This is a genomic window from Streptomyces sp. NPDC058401, from assembly GCF_042722885.1.
In the GTDB taxonomy this organism is placed as follows: Bacteria; Actinomycetota; Actinomycetes; order Streptomycetales; family Streptomycetaceae; genus Streptomyces.
The window spans coordinates 1-22,356 of sequence record NZ_JBHXKA010000134.1 but is presented as its reverse complement, the minus strand read 5'-3'; the positions used below and the strand labels follow the sequence as shown (position 1 = coordinate 22,356).

General features: G+C 72.7%; 21 protein-coding genes. 12 read left to right on the top strand and 9 right to left on the bottom strand.

Annotated elements, in window-relative coordinates; translation table 11 throughout:
- Nucleotides 1-68: 68 nt before the first annotated feature.
- On the bottom strand, nucleotides 69-419 hold the full coding sequence (locus tag ACFWNV_RS33070) for a zinc-binding dehydrogenase (protein ID WP_383954207.1): 351 nt from the start codon (nucleotides 417-419) through the stop codon (nucleotides 69-71).
- A 21-nt stretch (nucleotides 420-440) separates the two neighbouring features.
- Here ACFWNV_RS33070 and ACFWNV_RS33065 point away from each other — a divergent pair, with 21 nt between their 5' ends.
- The 6 genes from ACFWNV_RS33065 (at nucleotide 441) to ACFWNV_RS33040 (ending at nucleotide 6,117) form a co-directional block, all read left to right on the top strand.
- Nucleotides 441-914 (top strand): hypothetical protein, encoded by a 474-nt coding sequence (locus tag ACFWNV_RS33065; protein WP_383954205.1) that lies wholly within the window; start codon nucleotides 441-443, stop codon nucleotides 912-914.
- Between the two features lie 322 nt (nucleotides 915-1,236).
- Nucleotides 1,237-1,773 (top strand): rhodanese-like domain-containing protein, encoded by a 537-nt coding sequence (locus ACFWNV_RS33060; RefSeq protein ID WP_383954203.1) that lies wholly within the window; start codon nucleotides 1,237-1,239, stop codon nucleotides 1,771-1,773.
- A 451-nt stretch (nucleotides 1,774-2,224) separates the two neighbouring features.
- Nucleotides 2,225-3,340 (top strand): LLM class flavin-dependent oxidoreductase, encoded by a 1,116-nt coding sequence (locus ACFWNV_RS33055; protein WP_383954201.1) that lies wholly within the window; start codon nucleotides 2,225-2,227, stop codon nucleotides 3,338-3,340.
- Nucleotides 3,337-4,212, top strand: a complete 876-nt coding sequence (locus ACFWNV_RS33050; protein ID WP_383954199.1) for an ABC transporter permease — start codon at nucleotides 3,337-3,339, stop codon at nucleotides 4,210-4,212. The genes ACFWNV_RS33055 and ACFWNV_RS33050 overlap by 4 nt, the downstream gene beginning before the upstream one ends.
- 59 nt (nucleotides 4,213-4,271) lie before the next feature.
- Complete coding sequence (locus ACFWNV_RS33045; protein ID WP_383954197.1) at nucleotides 4,272-5,315, top strand: glycine betaine ABC transporter substrate-binding protein; 1,044 nt, start codon at nucleotides 4,272-4,274, stop codon at nucleotides 5,313-5,315.
- Nucleotides 5,302-6,117, top strand: a complete 816-nt coding sequence (locus ACFWNV_RS33040) for an ABC transporter ATP-binding protein (protein ID WP_383954195.1) — start codon at nucleotides 5,302-5,304, stop codon at nucleotides 6,115-6,117. The genes ACFWNV_RS33045 and ACFWNV_RS33040 overlap by 14 nt, the downstream gene beginning before the upstream one ends.
- Nucleotides 6,118-6,142: 25 nt before the next feature.
- On the opposite strand, the gene ACFWNV_RS33035 is transcribed toward ACFWNV_RS33040, so the two are convergent.
- Together ACFWNV_RS33035 and ACFWNV_RS33030 are read right to left on the bottom strand one after the other, a co-directional pair.
- Nucleotides 6,143-7,960 carry a glycoside hydrolase family 15 protein gene (locus ACFWNV_RS33035; protein WP_383954193.1) on the bottom strand — a complete coding sequence of 606 codons (1,818 nt, stop codon included), beginning with the start codon at nucleotides 7,958-7,960 and terminating at the stop codon, nucleotides 6,143-6,145.
- A gap of 76 nt (nucleotides 7,961-8,036) precedes the next feature.
- Nucleotides 8,037-8,609, bottom strand: coding sequence for a DoxX family protein (locus ACFWNV_RS33030; RefSeq protein WP_383954191.1), 573 nt, complete (start codon nucleotides 8,607-8,609; stop codon nucleotides 8,037-8,039).
- Nucleotides 8,610-8,740: 131 nt separating this feature from the next.
- On the opposite strand from ACFWNV_RS33030, the gene ACFWNV_RS33025 reads away from it, so the two are divergent.
- Nucleotides 8,741-9,205: a MarR family winged helix-turn-helix transcriptional regulator gene (locus ACFWNV_RS33025; RefSeq protein ID WP_383954189.1), complete on the top strand. Its 465-nt coding sequence runs from the start codon at nucleotides 8,741-8,743 to the stop codon at nucleotides 9,203-9,205.
- The gene (locus tag ACFWNV_RS33020) at nucleotides 9,205-9,498 is read left to right on the top strand and encodes a YkvA family protein (protein WP_383954187.1); all 294 of its coding nucleotides are present in this window, start codon (nucleotides 9,205-9,207) and stop codon (nucleotides 9,496-9,498) included. The genes ACFWNV_RS33025 and ACFWNV_RS33020 overlap by 1 nt, the downstream gene beginning before the upstream one ends.
- Nucleotides 9,499-9,535: 37 nt before the next feature.
- On the opposite strand, the gene ACFWNV_RS33015 is transcribed toward ACFWNV_RS33020, so the two are convergent.
- From ACFWNV_RS33015 to ACFWNV_RS33005, 3 genes are all read right to left on the bottom strand, one after another.
- Complete coding sequence (locus ACFWNV_RS33015; RefSeq protein WP_383954185.1) at nucleotides 9,536-10,162, bottom strand: alpha-ketoglutarate-dependent dioxygenase AlkB; 627 nt, start codon at nucleotides 10,160-10,162, stop codon at nucleotides 9,536-9,538.
- An 86-nt stretch (nucleotides 10,163-10,248) separates the two neighbouring features.
- Nucleotides 10,249-13,269 carry a carbohydrate binding domain-containing protein gene (locus ACFWNV_RS33010; protein WP_383954183.1) on the bottom strand — a complete coding sequence of 1,007 codons (3,021 nt, stop codon included), beginning with the start codon at nucleotides 13,267-13,269 and terminating at the stop codon, nucleotides 10,249-10,251.
- 356 nt (nucleotides 13,270-13,625) lie between these two features.
- Nucleotides 13,626-14,015 (bottom strand): RNA-binding S4 domain-containing protein, encoded by a 390-nt coding sequence (locus ACFWNV_RS33005; protein ID WP_383954181.1) that lies wholly within the window; start codon nucleotides 14,013-14,015, stop codon nucleotides 13,626-13,628.
- Between the two features lie 168 nt (nucleotides 14,016-14,183).
- Between ACFWNV_RS33005 and ACFWNV_RS33000 the strand changes: the two genes are divergently transcribed.
- The 3 genes from ACFWNV_RS33000 to ACFWNV_RS32990 all read left to right on the top strand — a co-directional run bounded on the left by ACFWNV_RS33000 (nucleotide 14,184) and on the right by ACFWNV_RS32990 (nucleotide 17,743).
- A complete protein-coding gene (locus ACFWNV_RS33000) occupies nucleotides 14,184-14,579 on the top strand; it encodes a molybdopterin-binding protein (protein WP_274547382.1) in 396 nt (131 codons plus the stop codon).
- 178 nt (nucleotides 14,580-14,757) lie between these two features.
- Nucleotides 14,758-15,567, top strand: a complete 810-nt coding sequence (gene modA, locus ACFWNV_RS32995; RefSeq protein WP_383954179.1) for a molybdate ABC transporter substrate-binding protein — start codon at nucleotides 14,758-14,760, stop codon at nucleotides 15,565-15,567.
- Between the two features lie 178 nt (nucleotides 15,568-15,745).
- Nucleotides 15,746-17,743, top strand: a complete 1,998-nt coding sequence (locus ACFWNV_RS32990) for an ABC transporter permease (protein WP_383954177.1) — start codon at nucleotides 15,746-15,748, stop codon at nucleotides 17,741-17,743.
- 21 nt (nucleotides 17,744-17,764) lie between these two features.
- Here ACFWNV_RS32990 and ACFWNV_RS32985 read toward each other — a convergent pair whose 3' ends face one another.
- A complete protein-coding gene (locus tag ACFWNV_RS32985) occupies nucleotides 17,765-18,646 on the bottom strand; it encodes a MarR family winged helix-turn-helix transcriptional regulator (protein WP_383954175.1) in 882 nt (293 codons plus the stop codon).
- A 2-nt stretch (nucleotides 18,647-18,648) separates the two neighbouring features.
- Here ACFWNV_RS32985 and ACFWNV_RS32980 point away from each other — a divergent pair, with 2 nt between their 5' ends.
- Nucleotides 18,649-18,981, top strand: a complete 333-nt coding sequence (locus ACFWNV_RS32980) for a carboxymuconolactone decarboxylase family protein (RefSeq protein ID WP_383954173.1) — start codon at nucleotides 18,649-18,651, stop codon at nucleotides 18,979-18,981.
- 72 nt (nucleotides 18,982-19,053) lie between these two features.
- Here the strand turns inward: ACFWNV_RS32980 and ACFWNV_RS32975 are convergent, their stop codons facing one another.
- Complete coding sequence (locus tag ACFWNV_RS32975; protein WP_383954171.1) at nucleotides 19,054-21,444, bottom strand: ATP-binding cassette domain-containing protein; 2,391 nt, start codon at nucleotides 21,442-21,444, stop codon at nucleotides 19,054-19,056.
- A gap of 141 nt (nucleotides 21,445-21,585) precedes the next feature.
- The gene (locus tag ACFWNV_RS32970; RefSeq protein ID WP_383954169.1) at nucleotides 21,586-22,002 is read right to left on the bottom strand and encodes a VOC family protein; all 417 of its coding nucleotides are present in this window, start codon (nucleotides 22,000-22,002) and stop codon (nucleotides 21,586-21,588) included.
- Between the last annotated feature and the right edge of the window lie 354 nt (nucleotides 22,003-22,356).

The window sequence follows — 22,356 nt, the reverse complement described above, 5'->3', positions numbered from 1 at the left end:
GGGTCGTATCCCGTGGCCCCGCCCCTCTTTCCGTCTCCCGCTCCCGTACGTACGACCCGGGACCCCGGTCATCCCCCGATGCCGATCACCACCTTGCCGAAGGGGGCGTCCTCGGCGTCGCCGCGGTAGGCCCCGTGCGCCTCCTCGAAGGGGAGCACCCGGTCGATCACCGGACGCAGCCCGTGCGTGGCGACCGCCCGGTTCATCGCCTCGAACTGCGTCCGGCTGCCGACGAACACCCGCCGGATCGTCGCGAGGCTCGAGGCGTACGCGGCGTGCGAGATCGCTATCCCGGAGTGCGCGGCACTGGCGGTGATCAGCAGGGCGATCTGCCCGTACAGCGAACTGGCGCGCACCGACCGCTCGATGGCGTCCGGGCCGCCCGTCTCCACCACCAGATCGGCGCCCCCGTCGGTCAACTCCCTTACGGCGCTCCGCCCGTGAACGTGCTGAGGCTCGCCCTGCACCCGGAGGGCATGGGGCCGCGCGTGGTGAACCTGGCCGCCTGGGGCCGTCACATCACGGAGAGCCTGCGCACCCGGGCCTCCGCGCACCCCGATCCCGATCTGGAGGCGCTGGCGGAGGAGCTACACGGGTACCTGGCGGTCGCCGCCCCGCTCCCGGGGGCGCGGCCGGGGTCCGGGGCGGCCTCCTCCGGGCTTGCCGACGGGGCCGGGTCCGGGCCTTGCCGACGGGGCCGGGGCGGCCGAGCATCTGGGCTTCGCCGTGCCGCTGCGGCTGCGGACCTCCGCGGGGGAGCTCCGGCTGCTGCCACCCTGACCTCGTTCTCGACGGCCGTGGACGTGACCCTGGCCGAGCTGCGCCTGGAGGCGTTCCTGCCCGCCGACGCGGCCGGCGCCGAGCTGCTGCGCCGTCGGGAGGATGCCCGTACGGGGTCCGGCTCCCGGCGCTGAGCGGCGTACCGCCGTACCGGTGTCCCGAATGGTGGAACGGGTGTCTCGCCCGCGTCGCCGCCTTGGTCTATGCTCCGCGCCATGGCCGTCACCCAGCGCCTCCTGTCGCGCTCCTGTTGTCCCCGCTGACGCCCGCCTGCTCGCACTAGCCGGCCCGCGGCCGATGTCCCGCCGCCCCGCGGCCCCGGCACCCGCCCGAGGTCCCGCGGCCCCGCCGCATCGCCCGTACCCTCGGACATCCCCGTCCCCTCGCGTTTCGCCTCTCCCTTCCGCTTCCGCATCCGCCCCGGCGGTTCCCGCCTCTCGAAGGAGCCCGTTCGCCATGAGCAGCAGCCCCGCCCTCCTCGATGTCAGCCAGGCCCACGCCCGCCGATCCGAATTCCGGATCGTCGATGTCCGCACCCCCGGCGAGTACGCCTCCGGCCACCTCCCGGGCGCGCTGAACATCCCGCTCGACCGGATCGGCAGCTCCCTGACCGAGCTGCGCGAGGCAGCGGAGGGGCAGGATCTGCTGCTGGTGTGCGCCTCGGGGTCCCGTTCGCAGAACGCGGTCCGGACCCTGGCCAAGCACGGCATCGCGGCCACCAGCCTCACCGGCGGCACCACCTCCTGGTCGGCCCACGGGCACCCGCTCGACTACCCCGCCGGGGGTCCCGGCCGGGTCTGGGCCATGGAGCGGCAGGTCCGGCTGACCGCGGGCGCGCTCGTCCTCCTCGGTCTGGCCCTCGGCCTGCTGGTGCACCCGGCGTTCCAGCTGCTCAGCGCCGGGATCGCCGCCGGGCTCGTCTTCTCCGCCCTCACGGACACGTGCGGCATGGCCGTGGTCCTCGGCCGGCTGCCCTTCAACCGCCGCCGGTAGCCGCCCCAGTCCCACCGCTGCCCGGCATCTGGGACGATTTCGTCCATCATCCGGACTCGGCTTGTCGATACCGCCCGGACACCGACAGGATGCACCCCATGGCCCCCGTACTCGTATCGCGTCGTCACGTAGATCTGCTGCGTGTGTCGACCATGCTCTGTCGGGCTGCCGTCTCCCGTACGCACGGCTGTTGATCTCACCGATCCGCCGTATCTGACTCCGTACGGATGAGTCCGCGCCGACCGGCGCACCCTTCACCACCCCTTCCGCACTTCCTTCGCCACGCCGTTCACGGCGGCCGCAGCCCTGCCCACAGGGCCGGCCCCGGCCGCGACCCGGTCGCACGGACTCCCGCATTCCTGCCCGCACTTCCCCGTACACGTGCCACCGCCGTCCGCAGCCCGTTCCTCGCGCGGCGGGGCGCGTCACGCTGCTCCGACGAGGTTTCCCCATGCCCGAGAATCCGCTCCTGCTGCACTGGTTCCTGCCCACCGGCGGGGACGGCCGCGACCCCGGCGGGGTCACCGCCGTCCAGGGCCGCAGCCGTACGGCCACCCGTCGGCCCGCGGACGTTCCCTACCTCGCGCAGGTCGCCCGCGCCGCCGAACAGGCCGGATTCCATTCGCTGTTGACTCCGGTGGGGCTCGGCTGCGTCGACCCGTGGATCCTGACGGCCGCGCTCGCGCAGCACACCACGCGGATCGGCTTCCTCGTGGCGTTCCGCGCGGGGTTCGCGAGCCCGACGCTGATCGCCCAACAGGCGGACGCCTTCCGCCGGTTCGCCGGTGGACGGCTCGGGCTGAACGTGGTGACCGGCGGCGACCCCGCCGAGCAGCGCGCCTACGGGGACGGGCTGGCGCACGACGAGCGCTACGCCCGCACCGACGAGGTGATGGCCGTGCTGCGGGACCTGCTGGACGGGAAGTCCGTGGACCACGAGGGCGCCCACCTGCACATCGAGGGAGCCCGCCTCACCGATCCGGAGCTGCGCCACCCGGTGCCGCTGTACTTCGGCGGAGCCTCGCCCGCGGCCGAGGAGGTCGCCGCACGGCGTGCCGACGTACAACTGCTGTGGGGAGAGCCGCCGTCGGCCATCGCGGCGCGCGTCGGCCGGCTGCGCGAGCGGGCCCGTGCGGCGGGCCGTACGGTCCGCTTCGGGCTGCGGCTGCACGTGATCAGCCGGGACACCGCGGCCGAGGCCTGGGCCGAGGCGGACCGGATCCTCGCCGGGCTGGATCCGGCGGCGGTCCGGGCGACCCAGGAGCGGTTCGCCGCCATGGACTCCACCGGGCAGGCCCGGATGGCGGCCCTGCACGGCGGGGTCGCGGACGCCGAACGGCTGACGGTGGCGCCGAACCTGTGGGCGGGCATCGGGCTGGTCCGCGAGGGGGCGGGGACGGCCCTGGTCGGCTCGCACGACGAGGTCGCGGCGCGGCTGGCGGAGTACCGGGCCCTGGGCATCGACGAGTTCATCCTGTCCGGCTATCCGCATCTCGAAGAGGCCTACCGGGTGGGCGAAGAGGTCGCCCCGCGCCTGCGCGCCCTGACCGGGGAGCCGGCCGCGTGACCGCGCTCACCACGGAGGCTCCGAGCCGGCCCGCCCCGCCCGACGCCCCGTCGGACGAGGCCGCGCCGCGGTCCCGCGCCAGGATCCGGGAGGCACTGCGGTGGTCGGCACTGCGCCTCCTCGCCCTGGCCGTGCTGCTCACCGCCTGGCAGGCGGCGGTGGCGGCCGAGCTGTGGCCGAGGGTGCTGGTCCCCTCGCCCGGTGAGGTGTGGCGGCAGTTCCTCCTGGCGTCCACCACGCACGACGGGGTCCGCGGCTACGGCGGCCACCTGCTGGTGGAACACCTCGGGGTGAGCCTGGGCCGCATCGGCACCGGCTCCGCTTACGCGGTGCTGGTGGGGGTGCCGCTGGGGCTGCTGATCGGCACCGTCCGGCCGATCGCGGTGGTGCTGGAGCCGGCCGTGACCTTCCTGCGCACCCTGCCGCCGCTCGCGTACCTCTCGCTGCTCGTCATCTGGTTCGGCATCGACGAGGCCCCGAAGATCTGGCTGCTGGTGATCGCCGCGCTGCCGCCGATCGCCGCGGCCACGGCGGCGGCTGTCCGGACGGTTCCGGACGAACTCGTGGAGGCCGCGCATGCGTTGGGCTCCGGTCCGACGTCCCTGCTGCTGTCGGTGCGGCTGCCCTCCGCGCTGCCCGAGATCCTGACCGGCATCCGGATCGCCGTCGGGGTCGCGTACACCTCGGTCGTCGCCGCGGAGACCATCAACGGAGTGCCCGGCATCGGCGGCATGATCCGCGACGCCCAGCGCTACAACCAGACGGCCCTGGTGATCGCCGGCATCCTCGCCATCGGGCTGTCCGGGATCGTGCTCGACGCCCTGCTCCGGGCAATCGAGCGGTTCGCCGTCCCCTGGCGCGGCCGCGGCTGACGCCCACCCCGCCCCCCCCTTTCTTCCCCAACACCCTTCCTCACCTTTGGAGTTCCGTCGTGCCCAGAAACGTGTCCCGCCGTGCCCTGCTGCTCGCCGCCGCCGTGGCCCTGACCGCCACCACCACCGTCGCGTGCGGGTCGGACGGGGGCGGCTCCGCGGCCGGGCCGGGGCGGACCACCGTACGGATCGCCTATCAGGCGATACCCAATGCCGACCTGATCGTGAAGAACCAGCGGCTGCTGGAGCAGGCCCTGCCCGAAGCCGATGTGAAGTGGGTGAAGTTCGAGTCCGGCGGTGACGTCAACACGGCCGTGATCGCCGGTTCGGTGGACCTGGGCCTGGCCGGGTCGAGCCCCGTCACCAAGGGCCTGTCGGCCCCGCTGAACATCCCGTACAAGGTGGTGTGGATCCACGACCTGATCGGCGACAACGAGGCGCTGGTCGCCAAGCCGGGGATCGGCTCGGTCAAGGACCTTGCCGGGAAGAAGGTGGCCACGCCCTTCGGCTCCACCGCCCACTACTCGCTGCTCGCCGCGCTGAAGGCCGCCGGGGTGGACGCGGCGGCCGTGCAGACCATCGACCTCCAGCCGCAGGACGCCCTCGCGGCCTGGAAGCGCGGGGACATCGACGCGGCGTACGTGTGGACGCCGACGCTGAGCGAGCTGACCAAGGACGGCAAGGTGCTGATCACCAGCCGGCAGCTCGCGGAGCAGGGAAAGCCCACCGCCGACCTGGGCGTGGTGACGAACGCCTTCGCGGCCAAGCACCCCGAGATCGTCACCGCGTGGATCAAGGCGCAGGACCAGGCCGTCGGGCAGGCCCGGACCGCCCCCGACCAGGCCGCGAAGTCCATCGGGGCGGAGCTCGGGCTGCAGCCGGACGAGGCGAAGCGCCAGCTGTCGGAGCTGGTGCTGCTGAGCGCGAAGGAGCAGACCGGCCCCGACTACCTCGGTACGCCCGGCGCCCCCGGCAAGCTGGCGGCGACCCTGCACGACGCGGCCGTCTTCCTGAAGGAGCAGAAGAAGGTGGACGCCGTTCCGGACGAGGCCGCCTTCGGCCGGGCCCTCGCGGTGGAGGAGCTCGGCCGTGCCGCGCACTGACCCCGCCTCCGGCGGCGCCGCCGGGGCCGCCGCCGGGGAGCACCTCGCCGTGGACCTCTCGGCAGTGTCGGTCCGCTACGGACCGGCGAAGCAGCCCGTGACCGTGCTCGACGCGGTGGACCTACGGGTCCGCGCAGGCGAGTTCGTCGTCCTGGTCGGCCCCTCCGGCTGCGGCAAGACCACCCTGCTGCGGGTGATCGCCGGCTTCGCCCGCCCGGCGTCGGGCACCGCCCTGGTCCGGGGCTCCGCCCCGCGCCCCGGGCGGGGCGCGGGGGTGGTGTTCCAGCAGCCGAGGCTGTTCCCGTGGCGCACCGTCGGCGGGAACCTCGGCTTCGCGCTGGCCCGCCACGGGGTGCCGCGGTCCCAGCGGCCGGGCCGGATCGCCGAGTTGCTGGATCGGGTGGGGCTGCCCGGCATGGGCGGCCGCCGCACCTGGGAGCTGTCCGGTGGTCAGCAGCAGCGGGTGGCGCTGGCCCGCGCCCTGGCGGCGGAGCCCGAACTGCTTTTGATGGACGAGCCGTTCGCCGCGCTGGACGCGCTGACCCGGGAGCGCCTCCAGGAGGAGGTCCGCTCCCTGGCCGGGCGGCTCGGCACGACGGTGCTGTTCGTGACGCATTCGGTGGAGGAGGCGGTGCTGCTGGGATCCCGTGTCCTGGTGATGGCGGCCGGGCCGGGCCGGGTGGTCGAGGACCTGGCGGTGCCGCTCCCCCGCGAGCCGGACACGGACGTCGCGGGGTTGCGGGCCTCCCCCGAGTTCGCGCGGTTGCGCGGCCGGCTGGCCGGGGCGCTGCAGCCGGCCTGACGGGCGCCCCCGACCCGGGCGCCGTTCAGCGGCCCGGCACCACCGCCGGGCCGGCTCCGGCCAGGGTGAGTGCGGTGTTCACCAGGCCGACGTGGCTGAACGCCTGGGGGAAGTTGCCGAGTTGGCGTCCGGAGACGGGGTCGTACTCTTCGGCGAGCAGCCCCACGTCGTTGCGTACGGCCAGCAGCCGCTCGAAGAGCTCCCGGGCCTCCTTCTCCCGCCCGGTCAGGTACAGGGCGTCGGTCAGCCAGAACGAGCAGGCGAGGAAGGCCCCTTCGTCGCCGGGCAGGCCGTCCACGGAGAGCCCCTCGGTGCTGTAGCGGCGCACCAGGCCGCTGCGGCCCAGCTCCTCGCGCACCGCGTCGACCGTGCCGATGACGCGGGGGTCGTCGGCCGGCAGGAAGCCGACGCGGGGGATGAGGAGGGTGGCCGCGTCCAGCTCGCGCGAGCCGTAGTACTGGGTGAAGGTGCCCCGCTCCGGGTCGTATGCGTTCTCGCACACGTCCTGGTGCACCGCATCCCTTATGGCGCGCCAGCGTTCCACGTCGCCGTGCAGCTTGGGGTTGAGTTCCAGGGTGCGCACGGCCCGGTCGGCGGCGACCCACGCCATCACCTTGGAGTGGGTGAAGTGGCGGCGCGGGCCGCGCACTTCCCACAGGCCCTCGTCGGGGCGCTGCCAGTTCTGCTCCAGGAAGTCGAGGAGCGCGAGCTGGATCTTCCAGGAGTGCCACTCGGCGGGGAGTCCGGCGGAGCGGGCGACGTAGAGGGAGTCGAGGACCTCTCCGTAGACGTCGAGCTGGAGCTGGTCGACGGCCGCGTTGCCGACGCGGACGGGCGCTGAGCCCGCGTACCCCTTCAGCCAGGGCAGCTCGCTCTCCGGGATGCGCCGCTCTCCGCCGATCCCGTACATGATCTGCAGGTCGGCCGGGTCGCCCGCGACGGCCCGCAGCAGCCACTCCCGCCAGGCGCGGGCCTCGTCGAGGTACCCGGTGGCCACCAGCGAGCCGAGGGTGAGGGTGGAGTCGCGGAGCCAGCAGTAGCGGTAGTCCCAGTTGCGGACGCCGCCGAGCTCCTCGGGCAGGGAGGTCGTGGCGGCGGCGGCGATCCCGCCGGTGGGGGCGTAGGTGAGGGCCTTGAGGGTGATCAGGGAGCGGACCACCGCCTCCCGGTAGGGGCCCTCGTACGTGCACTGGCCGGTCCATTCCCGCCAGTCGGCGAGGCTCTGCTCCAGGGCGGCGTACGGGTCCACGGGCTCGGGGCGCGGTTCGTGCGAGGGGTGCCAGGTGAGCACGAAGGCGACGCGCTCGCCGGCGGCGACGGTGAACTCCGAGCGGGTGCTCATGCCCTCGCCCCACGTGTGCACGGAGGGTTCGCTGCGCAGCCACACGGCGTCGGGCCCGGCGACGGCGACCCGGTCGCCCTCGCGGTTGCCGCCGCGCCGGACCCAGGGCACGACGTGCCCGTAGTCGAAGCGCAGGCGCAGGGTGCTGCTCACGGTCGATTCGCCGGTGAGGCCCTCGACGATCCGCATCAGGTCGGGCGCGGTGTCGCGCTGCGGCATGAAGTCGATGACCTTGAACGAGGCGCCGTCCTCGGTCTCCCAGAAGGATTCCAGGACGAGCGTGCCGTCGATGTAGGCGCGGCGGGTGCAGCGCGCGGAATCGGGGGCGGCGGCCGGGGCGACGCGCCAGTGGCCGTTCTCCTCGTCGCCGAGGAGGGCGGCGAAGCAGGCGGCCGAGTCGAAGCGCGGCAGGCACAGCCAGTCGATGGACCCGTCGCGGCCGACCAGCCCACTGGTCATCAGGTCGCCGATGAGTGCGTAGTCTTCGATGGGTTGTGTCATTTAGGGCACTTTCCCCCGGATGCCTGCACTCAATCAGCCCGTACGGGTCCCCGCGCGGCGCCGCCCCCGGGACGGCTCAGTTCCGTACGAGGAGCAGCGCGCCCGCGGTCACGACGCCGAGGCCGACCGCGAGGGCGCCGTGGGCGAGGCGGTGGCCGCGCAGGACGGGCAGGAAGCGGTCGAGGGCGTAGCGGCCGGGGCCGGTGAGCGCGAGGGCGGCGGCGCCGGCGGTGAGCAGGAGCTCGTACTCGATGCCCTGGGGGGCGAAGAAGGAGCCGGTGCCCTTGACGGCGATCGCGTTGATCATGGTGCCGACCAGGGCGGCGCCCGCGAGCGGCGTGAGCAGTCCGAGGACGAGGCCGAGCCCGCCGAGGGTTTCGGTCAGGCCTGCGAGGACGGCCATGGTGTCGCCCGCCGGGTATCCGCTGGCGGTGAAGAACTGGCCGGTGCCACTGACGCCCCCGCCGCCGAACCAGCCGAAGAGCTTCTGCGCGCCGTGGCCGGCCATGGTCAGGCCGAGGACCACGCGCAGGAGGAGCAGGCCGGCGTCGTGGGCGGGGGTGGACGGCGCCGGGAGGGAGGTGCGGGCGAGCGGCGCGGCCGGTTCGCCGTTCCGCGGCTTCGGCGTGGTGACGGAGGGGCTGGTCATGGGGGGTCCTTCCGGTCTGGCGTCCCGAGGAGGCGGGTGGCGCGTGTTGTTCAAATTCGAATTACTCCGTCGGACCCTAGCCCGGCATCCACCGCTGATTCAAATTGGAACTCCACGTGTAGCCTGGATCCATGGCTGAAACGAAATGGCTGGACGACCGCGAAATGCGCGCCTGGCAGGGGTTCCTGGCCGCTTCCGCGCTGGTCAACCGCCGCCTCGATCAGCAGCTCAAGGACGACTCCGGACTGTCCCACCCGCAGTACGAGATCCTCGTGCGGCTCGCCAGGGCGCCGGAGGGCGAGCTGCGCATGACGGAGCTCGCCAACGGGCTCGTCAACTCCAAGAGCGGCCTGACCTACCAGGTCACGCAGATGGAGAAGGCGGGCCTCGTCCGGCGCCGCACCTGCCCTTCCGACGTCCGGGGGATCTACGCCGTCCTCACCGAAGCGGGCCGCGCCCGGCTCGCGGAGGCCGCGCCCGGGCACGTGACCACGGTGCGGCAGGTCCTCGTGGACGTGCTCACCCCCGAACAGCTCGACGTGCTCGCGGACGGGCTGGGCGAGGTCAGCCGCCGACTGCGGACGCAGGGCGCCTGATGGACACGACCTTCTGGCTCGTCGTGGCGGCGGTGGTCGCGGCCGGTCTGGCGGTCACCGCGGCCGTGCTCCTCGTACGGGTCTTCGCGGCCCGCAGGCTCCTGCGCGACGCGGGCATCCCGCTGCGCGACAAGGCCCTGTTCTGGGCCGCCGTGGTGTACACGATCTCCCCGGTGGACCTGATCCCGGACCCGGTCTACCTGGACGACATCGGCATCCTGCTCCTGGCCCTGCGCTCCCTGCACGCGGCGGCCTCGGCGGCCCGCCCGCCCAAGGAACTCGACGCGGCCTAGGCACATCATCCCGTCGGCCAGGCCGACCCCCAGCGGCTCAGCTGACGCCGCGCGGGCGGAACTGGACGCTGATGCGGGGGCCCACCGGGCGGGCCGTCTTGGGGACGGCGTGCTCCATCGTGCGCTGGCACGAGCCGCCCATCACCACCAGGTCGCCGTGGCCCAGGGGGAGGCGCAGCAGGGTCGGGCCGCCGTCGCGGGGGCGCAGGACCAGGTCGCGGGGGTCGCCGACCGAGAGGATGGCGACCATCGTGTCCTCGGTGGCGGAGCGGCCGGTGCGGTCGCCGTGCCAGGCGACGCTGTCGCGGCCGTCGCGGTAGAGGCAGAGCCCCGCCGTGGTGAAGGGTTCACCCAGCTCACGGGCGTAGTGGCCGCTCAGCGCGGCCCGGGCCTCGGTGAGGACGGGGTGCGGCAGCGGGTCGGCCTCGCCGTAGTGGGCCAGCAGGCGCGGGACCGCAACCTCCCGCTCGTACATCCGCCTGCGCTCGGCGTGCCACGGGACGTCCGCCGCGAGCCGCTCGAACAGCGCGTCGGCTCCCGTCAGCCAGCCGGGCAGGTGATCCACCCACGCGCCGGAGCCCAGCTCCGTGCGCCGGACACCCGCCGGCGGGCCGAGCCGGATCTCGTCGCCCTGGTCGAAGAGCGAGCCCTGGAGTGCGTGCATGGGTCCAGGATAACGCGCGATTCGAACACCTGCACGAACACGGACACGGACCTGCGGCCGGCCGGAGTCACCGGCCGGCCGCTCCGCTACTTCAGGTACGGGCCGGAGGCGCCCACCTTGCCGGGGGCGGCGTTACTGCCGCCCAGGTCGAGCACGTAGACCCGCAGGTTGCCCTTTCCGGGGGCCGGGACGGAGAGGGTGCCTCCGGTGACGGTCCGCACGTCACCGGTGACCGCGTCCTTGTACGTGCCGTCGGGTACGCCCGTGTACGTGGCGGCCCCGGTGACGGCCACCAGCGCGAAGCTGTCCACGCCCGTGGCGGTGTCGGTGCAGCGGCGCTTGAAGGCCATGCCTCCCGAGACTCCCTCGGTGGAGTACTGGCCCATCTGGAGCGCGGGCACGGCGCGGCGGATCTCGTTCAGCCGCTGGAGGTGTTTGACGAGCGGGGACTCCAGGGTGGCGGCCACGGGTCCGGTGGCCGCGGCGACCTTCGAGAAGCCGGAGGCGGTGACCGATCCCGCGATCTTGTCCCCGTAGTAGGCGCGGCCGGTGCCGGCCAGCGGGCAGGTCGGGCCGCAGTCGATCTGCTTGCCGGCCTGGAACTCGGTCTCGGAGCCGTAGTACAGGGTCGGGATGCCGCGGAAGGTCCACATCAGGGACATGTTCTCGGCCCAGGCGTCGGTTCCCCCGGCGTACCGGGTGGAGGATTTTCCGGGGCCGAAGTCGTGGCTGTCGACGTAGACGACGTTGTAGGTGGCGTCGTTGTAACTGTCGTCGGAGTCCTTTCCGTTCTGGAAGGCGTTGTTCGCGTCCCCGAAGTTCATGTGCATGCGCATGTCGATGACGTTCATGCCGGAGAACTTGCTGTGGTCGGGTGCGTGGTAGAGGTTGCCGCTCAGGAAGGCGTTGGTGCTGGTCGGCTGCTTCGCCGGATCGTTGTCGGTCGTGTACTGCTGGACGGCGGCGGTGGCGTCGTCCGCGCTGTACGCGGCGGACTCCTTCCAGGTGTAGTACTGGGCGGACTGGTTGGCCGAGCCGCGGTTCCACTTGTCGTTGACGAAGGAGCCGACCTCGCCGAACACGTAGAAGTCCTGGGCCTTCTGGGCGCCGAACTGCTGGGCCACGCGCTGCTGGATGGCGGGCAGGAAGCGCCGGTTCCAGGTGACGCGGGGGATGTGGACGGCCGTGTCCACGCGGAAGCCGTCCACGCCCATGTCGATGTACTTGTCGTAGGCGCCTATGAGGTAGTTCTGGACGGTCGCGTTCTCGGTGTTGAAGTCGGCGAGGTCCTCGTGGATCCAGCAGGAACGGGCGTCCTCACCCTCCCAGTTGCCGATCCAGCACTGGTGGAACAGCGCCTTGGGGAACATCCCCGAGGTCGGGTTGGGCCACTGGCAGTTGTAGATCGTGTAGCCCTCGGCGCTCTTGTACGGGGTGGCCGTACCCCAGTTGACGCAGGTGTTCCCGGCCGGCTCGGCGGTCGACCACAAGTCGCCGTTGTAGTACGACTTTCCGCTCTTGGGGTCCACGGTGAGGCCGTCGTACTCAAAGCCGGCCTGCTTCTCGTCGTAGAACCAGGACCACTGCGCGTCGCGCACGCCGTAGACGGTGGGGGTGAACAGGCCCTTGGCCCCCCAGCGGGAACTGTGGTTGTAGACCACGTCCTGGTAGATCTTGACGCCCTTGGCGTGGGCGGCGTTGATGAGGTCCTGGTAGGAGGCCCCCGCCGATTCCAGGCGGGGGTCGACCTTGTAGAAGTCGTAGCCGTGATAGCCGTGGTAGTCGTAGTCGGAGCGGTTCAGGACGACCGGGGTGATCCAGATCGCCGAGAACCCGAGGGCTTTGACGTAGTCCAGCTTCTCGACCAGACCCTTGAAGTCCCCTCGGAACATGGGGTCGTTGTTGGCCGCGTTCCCGGACTTCACATGCTGGCTGCCACCCCGGTTGTTGGCGGTGTCGCCGTCGTTGAAGCGGGCGGTGAGCACGAAGTAGATCGGGTCCTTGCGCGGGTCGCCGCCCAGCGGCGCCGATCCGGCCGGGGCCGGGGGCCGGGTGCCCGTGGTGGCGACGGCTGCGGCGGAGGCGGCGGAGACGTTCCCCGCGGCGTCCACCGCCTTGACCGTGTAGGTGTAGGCGGTGCGCTCCTCCAGGCCCGATTCGGTGAGGACCATGGAGGTGACGGAGGTGACGACGGCGCCCTTGGTGCCGCCCGAGCGGGTGACCTGGTAGCCGGTCACTCCCCGGTCGTCGGTGGCGGCGTCCCAGGTCACGACGGTGGACACGTCGGTGGCGGCGGCCCGCAGGCCGGTGGGCACGGTGGGCGCGGCGGTGTCGGGCACGGCGGCGGCGCACGGGTCCGCGGCGTTCGCGGTGACCGTGGTGTCCTTGACCGTGGACAGGCCCGTACCGAGGGCGTAGTTCCTGCCGTTGTTGTTGTCCCAGGTGCCGTTGCCGTTGTTGAAGGTGGCGGCGAGTCCGGCGGCCGAGCCGAGCGGGACCGTCTTCTTCACCCAGCCCGTGCAGGCCGGATCCATGCCCGTGCCCGGGACCGTGGTCCAGGAGCCGCCGGTCGGGGCCCAGTGCAGGTTGACGGTCGGCCAGCCGACCGTCGTCGTCGCGTAGTAGACGGTGGCGCTCGCGCCGGTTCCCGTCCCGCCGCCCGGGTCCGCGGCGCAGGGGTCGCTGTGGGCCACGACCCCGTCCTTGACGGTGATGACCCCGGTGCCCAGGGCGTAGTTCTTGCCCCCGTTGTTGTCCCAGGTCCCCTGGCCGTTGTTGAAGGTCGCCTGGAGGCCGGCGGCCGCACCGAGGCTGACGGTCTTCTTCACCCAGTCGGTACAGGCGGCTTCCATCCCGGCGCCGGGCACGGTCGTCCAGCTGCCGCCGTCGGGCGCCCAATGCAGTTTGTAGGCAGCCCAGTTGCGGGTCTTGGTGTAGTAGAAGACCGTCGCCGTGCCGTCACCCGACGCCGTCACGGCAGCGGGATCCGCCGCCGCCTCGGCGAGGGAGGCTCCGGCGGCCGGCAGCGCGGCCGCCAGACATCCCGCGACGGCCAGGGCCAGGGCCGTGACCCGCCCTCCGGGGTGTGATCGCGTACGTGATCTCAAGGTCTGCTCCTCGAAGCGGGGCCCAACAGCCCTGCGGCTCCGCGGCATTGAAAACTTGCCGCAAGGTTTTGCGGGGAGGTTATCCAGGTGTCACCAGCGCGTGAACCCCTTGTGAAGCGGAAATCTCGCCACCGGGCGGATCCGGGCAGCCCTCGTGGACCCTTTGTGGGGCGAACTGCCGCAATCGCTTGCAGAAATTTTCTCTCCGCGGATGCGGGCCGGGCGCCGGACGCAGGAAAGATCGACAAGTCGACACAGGTGATACGCGGACGCCCCCGCGGCACGGCGGCACCGGAACGGGCGGAGCCTCAGGGGCATCCCCCTGAGGCTCCGTCTCCACTGACCCCTGCCGGGCCCTACCGCCCGCCGCGCAGGTTCTCGATCTCGCGGCGTTCGCGCTTGGTCGGGCGGCCGGCGCCGCGGTCGCGGATGCCGACCACCGCCGCCTCCACCGGGGTCGGCGGCGGCGGGCTGTTGTCGGTCAGGCATTCCGCGGCGACCGGAGCGCCGACCCGCTTGGACACCGGACGCCGGACCACCACGATGCGCTCGCGCCCCGCATGGAAGAGGCGCACCTCGTCCCCGGCCCGCACCGCCTGCGCCGGCTTGGCACGCTCCCCGTTGACCCGTACATGTCCCGCCCGGCACGCCGTGGCGGCGATCGCCCGCGTCTTCGTCAGCCGGACGGACCAGATCCACACATCGACCCGTGCCGACCCCGCACCCTCGGTTCCCTCTTCAGCCATGCCCCGACTTTAGCGAGCCGGGGCGGACCGGTGCGGGCCGAGGCGGTCGCGCTGAGCCGGTGGAAACGGAATGGTTTTTGGCGGTTACGACAAGTGCGGTGGTATCTGCCATGGATATCATCCCAATGGAATTGCAAATGCCGCACACGTGCCCCTACCTTGTCGCACATGCAGTCCTACACCATCGGGCAGGCGGCCCGGCTCCTGGGCGTCAGCCCGGACACCGCGCGCCGCTGGGCCGACGCCGGCCGCGTCGCGACCCATCGCGACGAGGGCGGCCGCCGGCTGATCGACGGCCGCGCCCTGGCCGCCTTCTCCATCGAGGTGGCTCAGGGTGCCCACACCGAGGACGGCGAGACCTATACCTCTGCGCGCAACGCCTTCCCGGGCATCGTCACCGCCGTCAAGCTCGGCGACGTGGCGGCCCAGGTCGAGATCCAGGCCGGTCCCCACCGCCTGGTCTCCCTGCTCACCCGGGAGGCCGTCGACGAGCTCGGACTGCAGGTCGGCATGCGGGCCACCGCCCGCGTGAAGTCGACCAGCGTGCACATCGACCGCGCCTGAACCGCCCGGCGCCACCCACCGGGCCCAACCGGTCCAGCACCGCTCAGTAACGCCCAGCACCGCCGAGTACCGCTCAGTACGACGCGTCCCCACCCGCTCCGCCCGTCACCGGCGCGGGTCACCACCGCGCGGATCCGGCACCAGGCCGACCGCCGACCCGACCGAGGAGCACCAGCTCATGTCCCTGCCCCTGAACCGCCGTACCGCGGTACTCGCCTTCTCCGCCGCCCTGCTCGTGCCGGCGCTCGCCGCCTGCGGCAGCAGCGACGACAAGAAGGACACGGCCGCCTCCCCGAGCGCCTCGGCGTCCGCCGAGGTCAAGCCCGCGAACCTGACGGTCCTCGCCGCGTCCTCCCTGACCGACGTCTTCAAGACCGCCGGTGCGGCGTACGAGAAGGCGCACCCGGGCACCAAGATCACCTTCTCCTTCGCCGGTTCGCAGGAGCTCGCCGCGCAGGTCAAGCAGGGCGCCCCGGCCGACGCGCTGGTCACCGCCGACACCAAGACGATGACGGGCCTGCTGGCCGAGACCAACGACCCGGCGATCATCGCGAAGAACCGTCTGGTCATCGCGACCGGCAAGGGCAACCCGTTCAAGGTCGCCGGCCTCAAGGACCTCGCCGACACCAAGATCAAGGTCGTGCTGGCCGCGCCCGAGGTCCCGGTCGGCCGCTACAGCAAGCAGATCCTCGACGCCCAGAAGATCGAGGTGAAGCCGGTCTCCCAGGAGCCCAACGTCCGCGCCGTGCTGAGCAAGGTCGAGCTGGGCGAGGCCGACGCCGGTCTCGTCTACAAGACCGACACCCTCAAGTCCGGTGACAAGGTCGCCGTCGTGGACATCCCGGACGCCGAGAACGCCGTGGCCTCGTACCCGGCCGCCTCGCTCAAGGGCTCCAAGAACGCCGAGGCCGCTGCCGCGTTCGTGGCCTGGCTGACCACCCCCGAGGCCCAGAAGATCCTCCAGGACGCGGGCTTCCAGAAGCCGTAACGGCCTGACGCCGCCTGACGGGTCCGCACACGGAGAGGGGCCGCCCGGTCCGGGGGGGACGGGCGGCCCCTCTCCGTGTGCCGCCCGCCGCCCGCCGCCCGCCGCACTACGCTGCCCACGCCGCCCGGGCGCTTCGACGCCCCCGGCGGCGTCCCGACATCCCCGGCCAGGAACCCACATGAGCAGACTCCGTACCCGCCGCGCCCGGCCTCCCGTGGCCCTGGCGCTCCCCGCGCTGCTCGCCGTGGCGTTCCTGCTGATGCCGCTCGTGGGCATCCTCAGCCGCACCCAATGGCGCGATCTGGGCTCGCACCTCACCAGCCCCGGCGTGGTCGAGGCGCTCCGGCTCTCGCTGGTCGTCTCCCTGTGGGCCCTCGGCCTCTCCCTGCTCCTCGGGGTGCCGCTCGCCTGGCTGCTGGCCCGCGTGGAGTTCCGGGGCAAGGCGCTGGTGCGCTCGCTGGTCCTGCTCCCCATGGTGTTGCCGCCCACGGTCGGCGGTGTGGCCCTGCTGCTCGGTTTCGGCCGGCGCGGGCTGCTCGGACCCTGGCTGGAGGGCACCTTCGGCATCACGCTGCCCTTCCACACCTCCGGCGCGGTCATAGCGGCCACCTTCGTCGCCATGCCCTTCCTCGTCATCAGCCTGGAGGGCGCGCTCGGCGGGCTCAAGCCGAGCTACGAGGAGACCGCCGCCTCCCTGGGTTCCACACCGCTGCGCGTGTTCTTCACCGTGACGCTGCCGATGGTGGCCCCGGGCCTGGTCGCCGGAGCCGCGCTGACCTGGGCGCGCGCGCTCGGCGAGTTCGGCGCCACCATCACCTTCGCGGGGAACCTGCCGGGCACCACCCAGACCCTGCCGCTCCAGGTCTACCTGCTCCTCCAGGACCAGCCCGAGGCCGCCACCTCCGTATCCCTGCTGCTGCTCGCGATCGCCATGGCGGTACTCGTCGCCCTGCGCGGCAGATGGACGGGAACCCCCGTCGCCCGCAAGGACTCCGGAGCGCCGGTGGCCTCCGAGGACACCGCCGGCTCCGAGCCCGTGGGCCCCGTACCGCCCGGGGCTCCGCTCTCCCCCGGCTCCCTCGGCTCCCCGACGGCCTCACCCGCGCGGTCGGCGGCGGCCGGGAGCCCGGCGGACGGCGGGCACTGGCCGCTGCACGCCACCGTCACCGGTTTCAACGAGCTCACCCTCGACGCCGAACCCGGCACCACCATCGCCGTCGTCGGCGAGAACGGCGCCGGCAAGACCACCCTGCTCCGCGCCCTCCTCGGCCTGACCCCCCGCGCCCACGCCGAGCTCCGGCTCGGCGACGCCGACGTGACCGGCCTGCCCCCGCACCGGCGCCAGGTCGCCTGGGTCCCGCAGGACGGGGCGCTGTTCCCGCACCTGAGCGCGCTCGCCAACACCGCGTACGGGCTGCGCGCCCGCCGGGTGCCCCGGGCCGCCGCCCGGGCCGAGGCGCAGGCCTGGCTGGACCGGCTCGGCGTCGGGCACCTCTCCCACCGCAAGCCCGCACAGCTCTCCGGCGGGCAGGCCCAGCGGGTGGCGCTGGCCCGCGCACTGGCCGCCCGGCCGCGACTGCTGCTGCTCGACGAGCCGCTCGCCGCCCTGGACCAGACGACCCGCGCCCACGTCCGGCACACCCTGCGCACCCATCTGGCCGGCTTCGGCGGGGTCTGCCTCATCGTCACGCACGATCCCGTCGAGGCGGTGTCCCTGGCCGACCGGGTCCTCGTACTCGCCGACGGCCGGACCCTGCAGGACGCCGCGCCCTCCGAGGTGACCCGGCAGCCGCGCTCCCCGTGGGTGGCCCGGATGCTGGGGCGCAACGCCTGGCCCGGCACGGCCTCCGCCCACGGTCTGGAACTCGCCGCCGGGGGCCGCCTGGTGGTGGCCGAGGCGCTGCCCGAGGGGGCGCAGGCGCTCGCGATCATCGCCCCCGAGGCGGTGTCCGTGCACCGGGACCGCCCGGGCGGCAGCCCTCGTAACGTATGGCCCGGGACGGTACGGGAGATCACCGCGGTCGGCAGCCGGCTGCGCGTGCTCGTCGGCTCCGACCAGGCGCCCGACCTCGTCGCGGAGATCACCCCCGAGGCCGCCGCCGAACTGGGAATCGTCGACGGCGCCGCGGTGTGGACCAGCGTGAAGGCGACCGAGGTCACCCTCGTACGACTCTGAGGCCGCCGCGGGGGTCGGACCTCAGGCCGGCTGGTGTTCGGGGCAGTCCACGCGCAGTTCCGGGTCGCCGATCGGGGAGTCCAGCAGGGCGCAGTGGTGCGGGCGCCGGGCATCGTCGTGCTCGTCGCGCCGGAAGAAGCGGCAGGTGGTGCAGGTCCGGGCGACGGACAGGACACCGGTGTCGGCGAGGTGTCCGACCAGGTCGAGGACCAGCCGCAGGGCGCGGCCCTTGTCCTCGGTGGGCAGGGTCGCCAGGTGGGTGGTGACGGGGTCCGGCCAGTGCGCGAGAGCGGCGGCCGCGGCCAGGTCGTCTCTTTCGGATCTTGTCGGCCGAGTCCGCGGCGTCTGGTGCCGTGCCTGGGCGTGCTGTCGGGGCGTTCGCGTACTGGGCGTACGTGGTCGCCTCGGCAGTGCGGCCAGGTGCGGTGCCAGGCGTCGCGGGCCCGGCAAGATCCGAAAGAGACGGCCTAGGCCCGCCTCCGTCGGCGCCATCACATGACCGCGCTTGTCGCCCGCGACGGGCCGCTTCTCGACGAGGCCCTTGCGGCGCAGGGCGGCCAGCGCCTCGCTGACGGTGGCCGTGGAGAGGTCGAACTCGGAGGCCGGCATGTCGACTCGGCGCCGTTCGGGCGGCTCGACCCCTAGGCGCAGCAGGAGTTGGACCTGGATGGGGCTGAGCCCGTGGGCGGTGGTCTGGGTCCAGATCAGCGTGCGCAGCGCGTGGCCGGCGCGTTCGAGCGCCGAGGCGAGGCGCCGGTCGCGGTCGGACGAGCCGTCCGGGGCTCCGGACAGCTCCTGCGCGGCCAGATCGGGCGGCAGCTGCGGCGCCGGCGTCGGCGTCGGCCGGTACGGCGGGGTCGGCCGGTTGGACCGGCTCGGCGGGGTCGGCCGGTTCGGAGACACCCATGCCCTCTCGCCAGGGCCTGCTGGCCAAGGTCGAAGCCGCCCTCGGCGTGACGCCGAACATGATGCGGGCCATGGCGGCCTCGCCGGCCGTCCTGGACGGCTGCCTGCCCTTCGGCGGCGCACTGTCCAAGGGGCTGCTGCCCGGCTCGCTCCGGGAGCAGATCGCCCTCGTCTCCGCGGCCGAGAACTCATGCGACTACTGCTACGCGGCCCACCACGTGCTCGGTGCCCGCGCCGGCGCCGTGGCCCTGAACGTCTTCACGAACTGCTTCGACTCCGTCGCCCGCACCGAAGTCGACTTCCCGGCCGTCGACCTCCCGGCCGTCGCCTGAGTCCTCCTTCCGGACCTGGCGGACCGGGCGGGTTCCGCCTGCCCGGTCCGGAAGGACGCGGCCGGGGTGCCCTCAGGCACCCACGTAGGTAGCCAGGTGCTCGCCGGTGAGGGTGGTGCGGCCTTCGACCAGGGCCGTGGGGGTGCCCTCGAAGACGATCCGGCCGCCGTCGTGACCGGCGCCGGGGCCGAGGTCGATGATCCAGTCGGCATGGGCCATGACCGCCTGGTGGTGTTCGACCACGATCACCGACTTGCCCGAGTCGACGAGGCGGTCGAGCAGTCCGAGGAGCTGCTCGACGTCCGCCAGGTGGAGCCCGGCGGTCGGCTCGTCGAGTACGTAGACCCCGCCCTTCTCCGACATGTGCGTGGCCAGCTTGAGCCGCTGCCGCTCGCCTCCGGAGAGCGTGGTGAGCGGCTGTCCGAGGCTGAGGTAGCCGAGCCCGACGTCCGCCAGCCGCTCCAGGATGCGGTGGGCGGCCGGGGTGCGCGCCTCGCCGGCACCGAAGAACTCGGCGGCCTCGGTGACCGGCATCGCGAGGACCTCGCTGATGTCGCGGCCGCCGAGGTGGTGTTCCAGCACCGAGGCGTGGAAGCGCTTGCCGTCGCACTCCTCGCAGACGGTGGAGACGCCGGCCATCATCGCCAGGTCGGTGTAGACGACCCCGGCGCCGTTGCAACCGGGGCAGGCTCCCTCGGAGTTGGCGCTGAACAGGGCCGGCTTCACACCGTTGGCCTTGGCGAAGGCCTTGCGGATCGGGTCGAGCAGGCCGGTGTACGTCGCCGGGTTGCTCCGGCGGGAACCGCGGATCGCGCCTTGGTCCACCGAGATGACGCCCTCGCTCGCCGGGATCGAGCCGTGGACGAGCGAGCTCTTGCCGGAGCCGGCGACGCCGGTGACCACGACGAGCACCCCGAGCGGCACGTCGACGTCGACGCCCCGCAGGTTGTGCGTCTTCGCGCCGCGGATCTCCAGCGTTCCGTTGGGATCGCGCACCGTCTCCTTGAGGCTGGCGCGGTCGCCGAAGTGCCGGCCCGTGATGGTGTCGCCCGCCCGCAGCCCCTCGACGGTGCCCTCGAAGCAGATCGTGCCGCCGCCCTGGCCCGCGCCGGGGCCGAGGTCGACGACGTGGTCGGCGATCGCGATCGTCTCCGGCTTGTGCTCCACGACGAGCACCGTGTTGCCCTTGTCGCGCAGCCGCAGCAGCAGGCGGTTCATCTGCTGGATGTCGTGGGGGTGCAGGCCGACGGTGGGCTCGTCGAAGACGTAGGTGACATCGGTGAGCGAGGAGCCGAGGTGACGGATCATCTTGACGCGCTGGGCCTCGCCGCCCGACAGGGTGCCCGAGGGCCGGTCCAGGGAGAGGTAGCCGAGCCCGATCTCCACGAACGAGTCGAGGGTCTGGCGCAGCGTGGCCAGGAGCGGGGCCACCGAGGGCTCGTCGAGGTCGCGGACCCACTTGGCCAGGTCGCTGATCTGCATCGCGCAGGCGTCGGCGATGCTGATCTTCTTGATCTTCGAGGACCGGGCCCCCGCGCTGAGCCGGGTGCCCTCGCAGTCAGGACAGACGGTGAAGGTCACTGCACGCTTCACGAACGCCCGGATGTGCGGCTGCAGCGCTTCGACGTCCTTGGACAGCATCGACTTCTGGAGCTTCGGGATGATGCCCTCGTAGGTGAGGTTGATCCCCTCGACCTTGATCTTCGTGGGCTCCCTGTGGAGCAGGTCGCTCAGCTCGCGCTTGGTGTATTTGCGGATCGGCTTGTCCATGTCGAAGAAGCCGGAGCCGCTGAAGATGCGGCCGTACCAGCCCTCCATCGTGTAGCCGGGGATGGTGAGGGCGCCCTCGCTGAGGGACTTGGTGTCGTCGTACAGCGCGGTGAGGTCGATGTCGTTGACCGAGCCGCGGCCCTCGCAGCGTGGGCACATGCCGCCGGTGATGCTGAAGGTGCGCTTCTCCTTCACGGTCTGCCCGCCGCGCTCCATGGTGACCGCGCCGGCCCCGCTGATCGAGGCCACGTTGAAGGAGAAGGCCTTGGGCGAGCCGATGTGCGGCTTTCCGAGCCGGCTGAAGAGGATGCGCAGCATCGCGTTCGCGTCGGTGGCGGTGCCCACCGTCGAGCGGGGGTCGGAGCCCATCCGCTGCTGGTCGACGGTGATCACGGTGGTCAGCCCGTCGAGCACGTCCACCTCGGGGCGTGCCAGGGTCGGCATGAAGCCCTGGACGAAGGCGCTGTAGGTCTCGTTGATCAGCCGCTGGGATTCGGCGGCGATGGTGTCGAACACCAGGGAGCTCTTGCCCGAGCCGGACACGCCGGTGAAGACGGTGAGCCTGCGCTTGGGGATCTCGACGCTGACGTCCTTGAGGTTGTTCACCCGCGCGCCGTGTACGCGGATCAGGTCGTGGACGTCGGCGGCGTGCGGCTCGGGTGACTGCGTGCCCGTCCTCGTGACCTTGCTCATCGTGTCTCCATACTCTTGGTCCGGCGCGCTGCGGCCGCGCTCCTGGGCCGGCGCCGCCATCGCGGTCGCGGCAACGCCCTCCTGTCTACCCGATCGGCGGTGTCATCCGGGAGCGGCGCCAGGTAGGCGGGTCGGTGGATCTCAGTGCGGGCGGGGCTGGTGGAACCGGAGCATGTTGCCCGCCGGGTCGCGGAAGGCGCAGTCCCGGACCCCGTACGGCTGGTCGATCGGCTCCTGGAGCACCTCGCCGCCGGCGGCCCGGATGCGTTCGAAGGTGGCGTCGCAGTCGTCGGTGCGGAAGATGACACCGCGCAGCAGGCCCTTGGCCAGCAGCTCGGTCATGGCCTCCCGGTCGGCGGAGGAGGCGTTCGGGTTGGCGACGGGCGGTTCGAGGACGATGTCCACATCGGGCTGCGCGGGCGATCCGAGGGTCACCCAGCGCATCCCCTCGAAGCCGACGTCGTTGCGGACCTCCAGGCCGAGGACGTCCCGGTAGAAGGGGAGCGCCGTGTCGTGGTCGTCGACGGCGATGAAACACTGCGAAAGGTTGATGTCCATGGGTTTCACGCTACGTGCGGACGCCCGGCCGGCGCTTCTCCGTTCCTGACCGGTTCACCGGTCCACCGGCCCACCGGTCCACCGGCCCGGCTGGCCCGGTCGGCCCGGCTGACCCGGTCGGCCCGGGGGCCCCGTCGGCCCGGTCGGCCCGGGGGCCCCGTCGGCCCGGTCGGCACGGCTGGCACGGTCGGCACGGCTGACCCGGTGGGCGCGGTCGGCCCGGTCGGCCCGGTCGGCCCGGGGGCCCCGTCGGCCCGGTCGGCACGGGGGCCCGGTCGGCTCGGCTGTCCCGGTGGGCGCTGTCGGCCCGGTGGGCCCGGTCGGCCCGGTGGGCCCGGTCGGCCCGGCTGACCC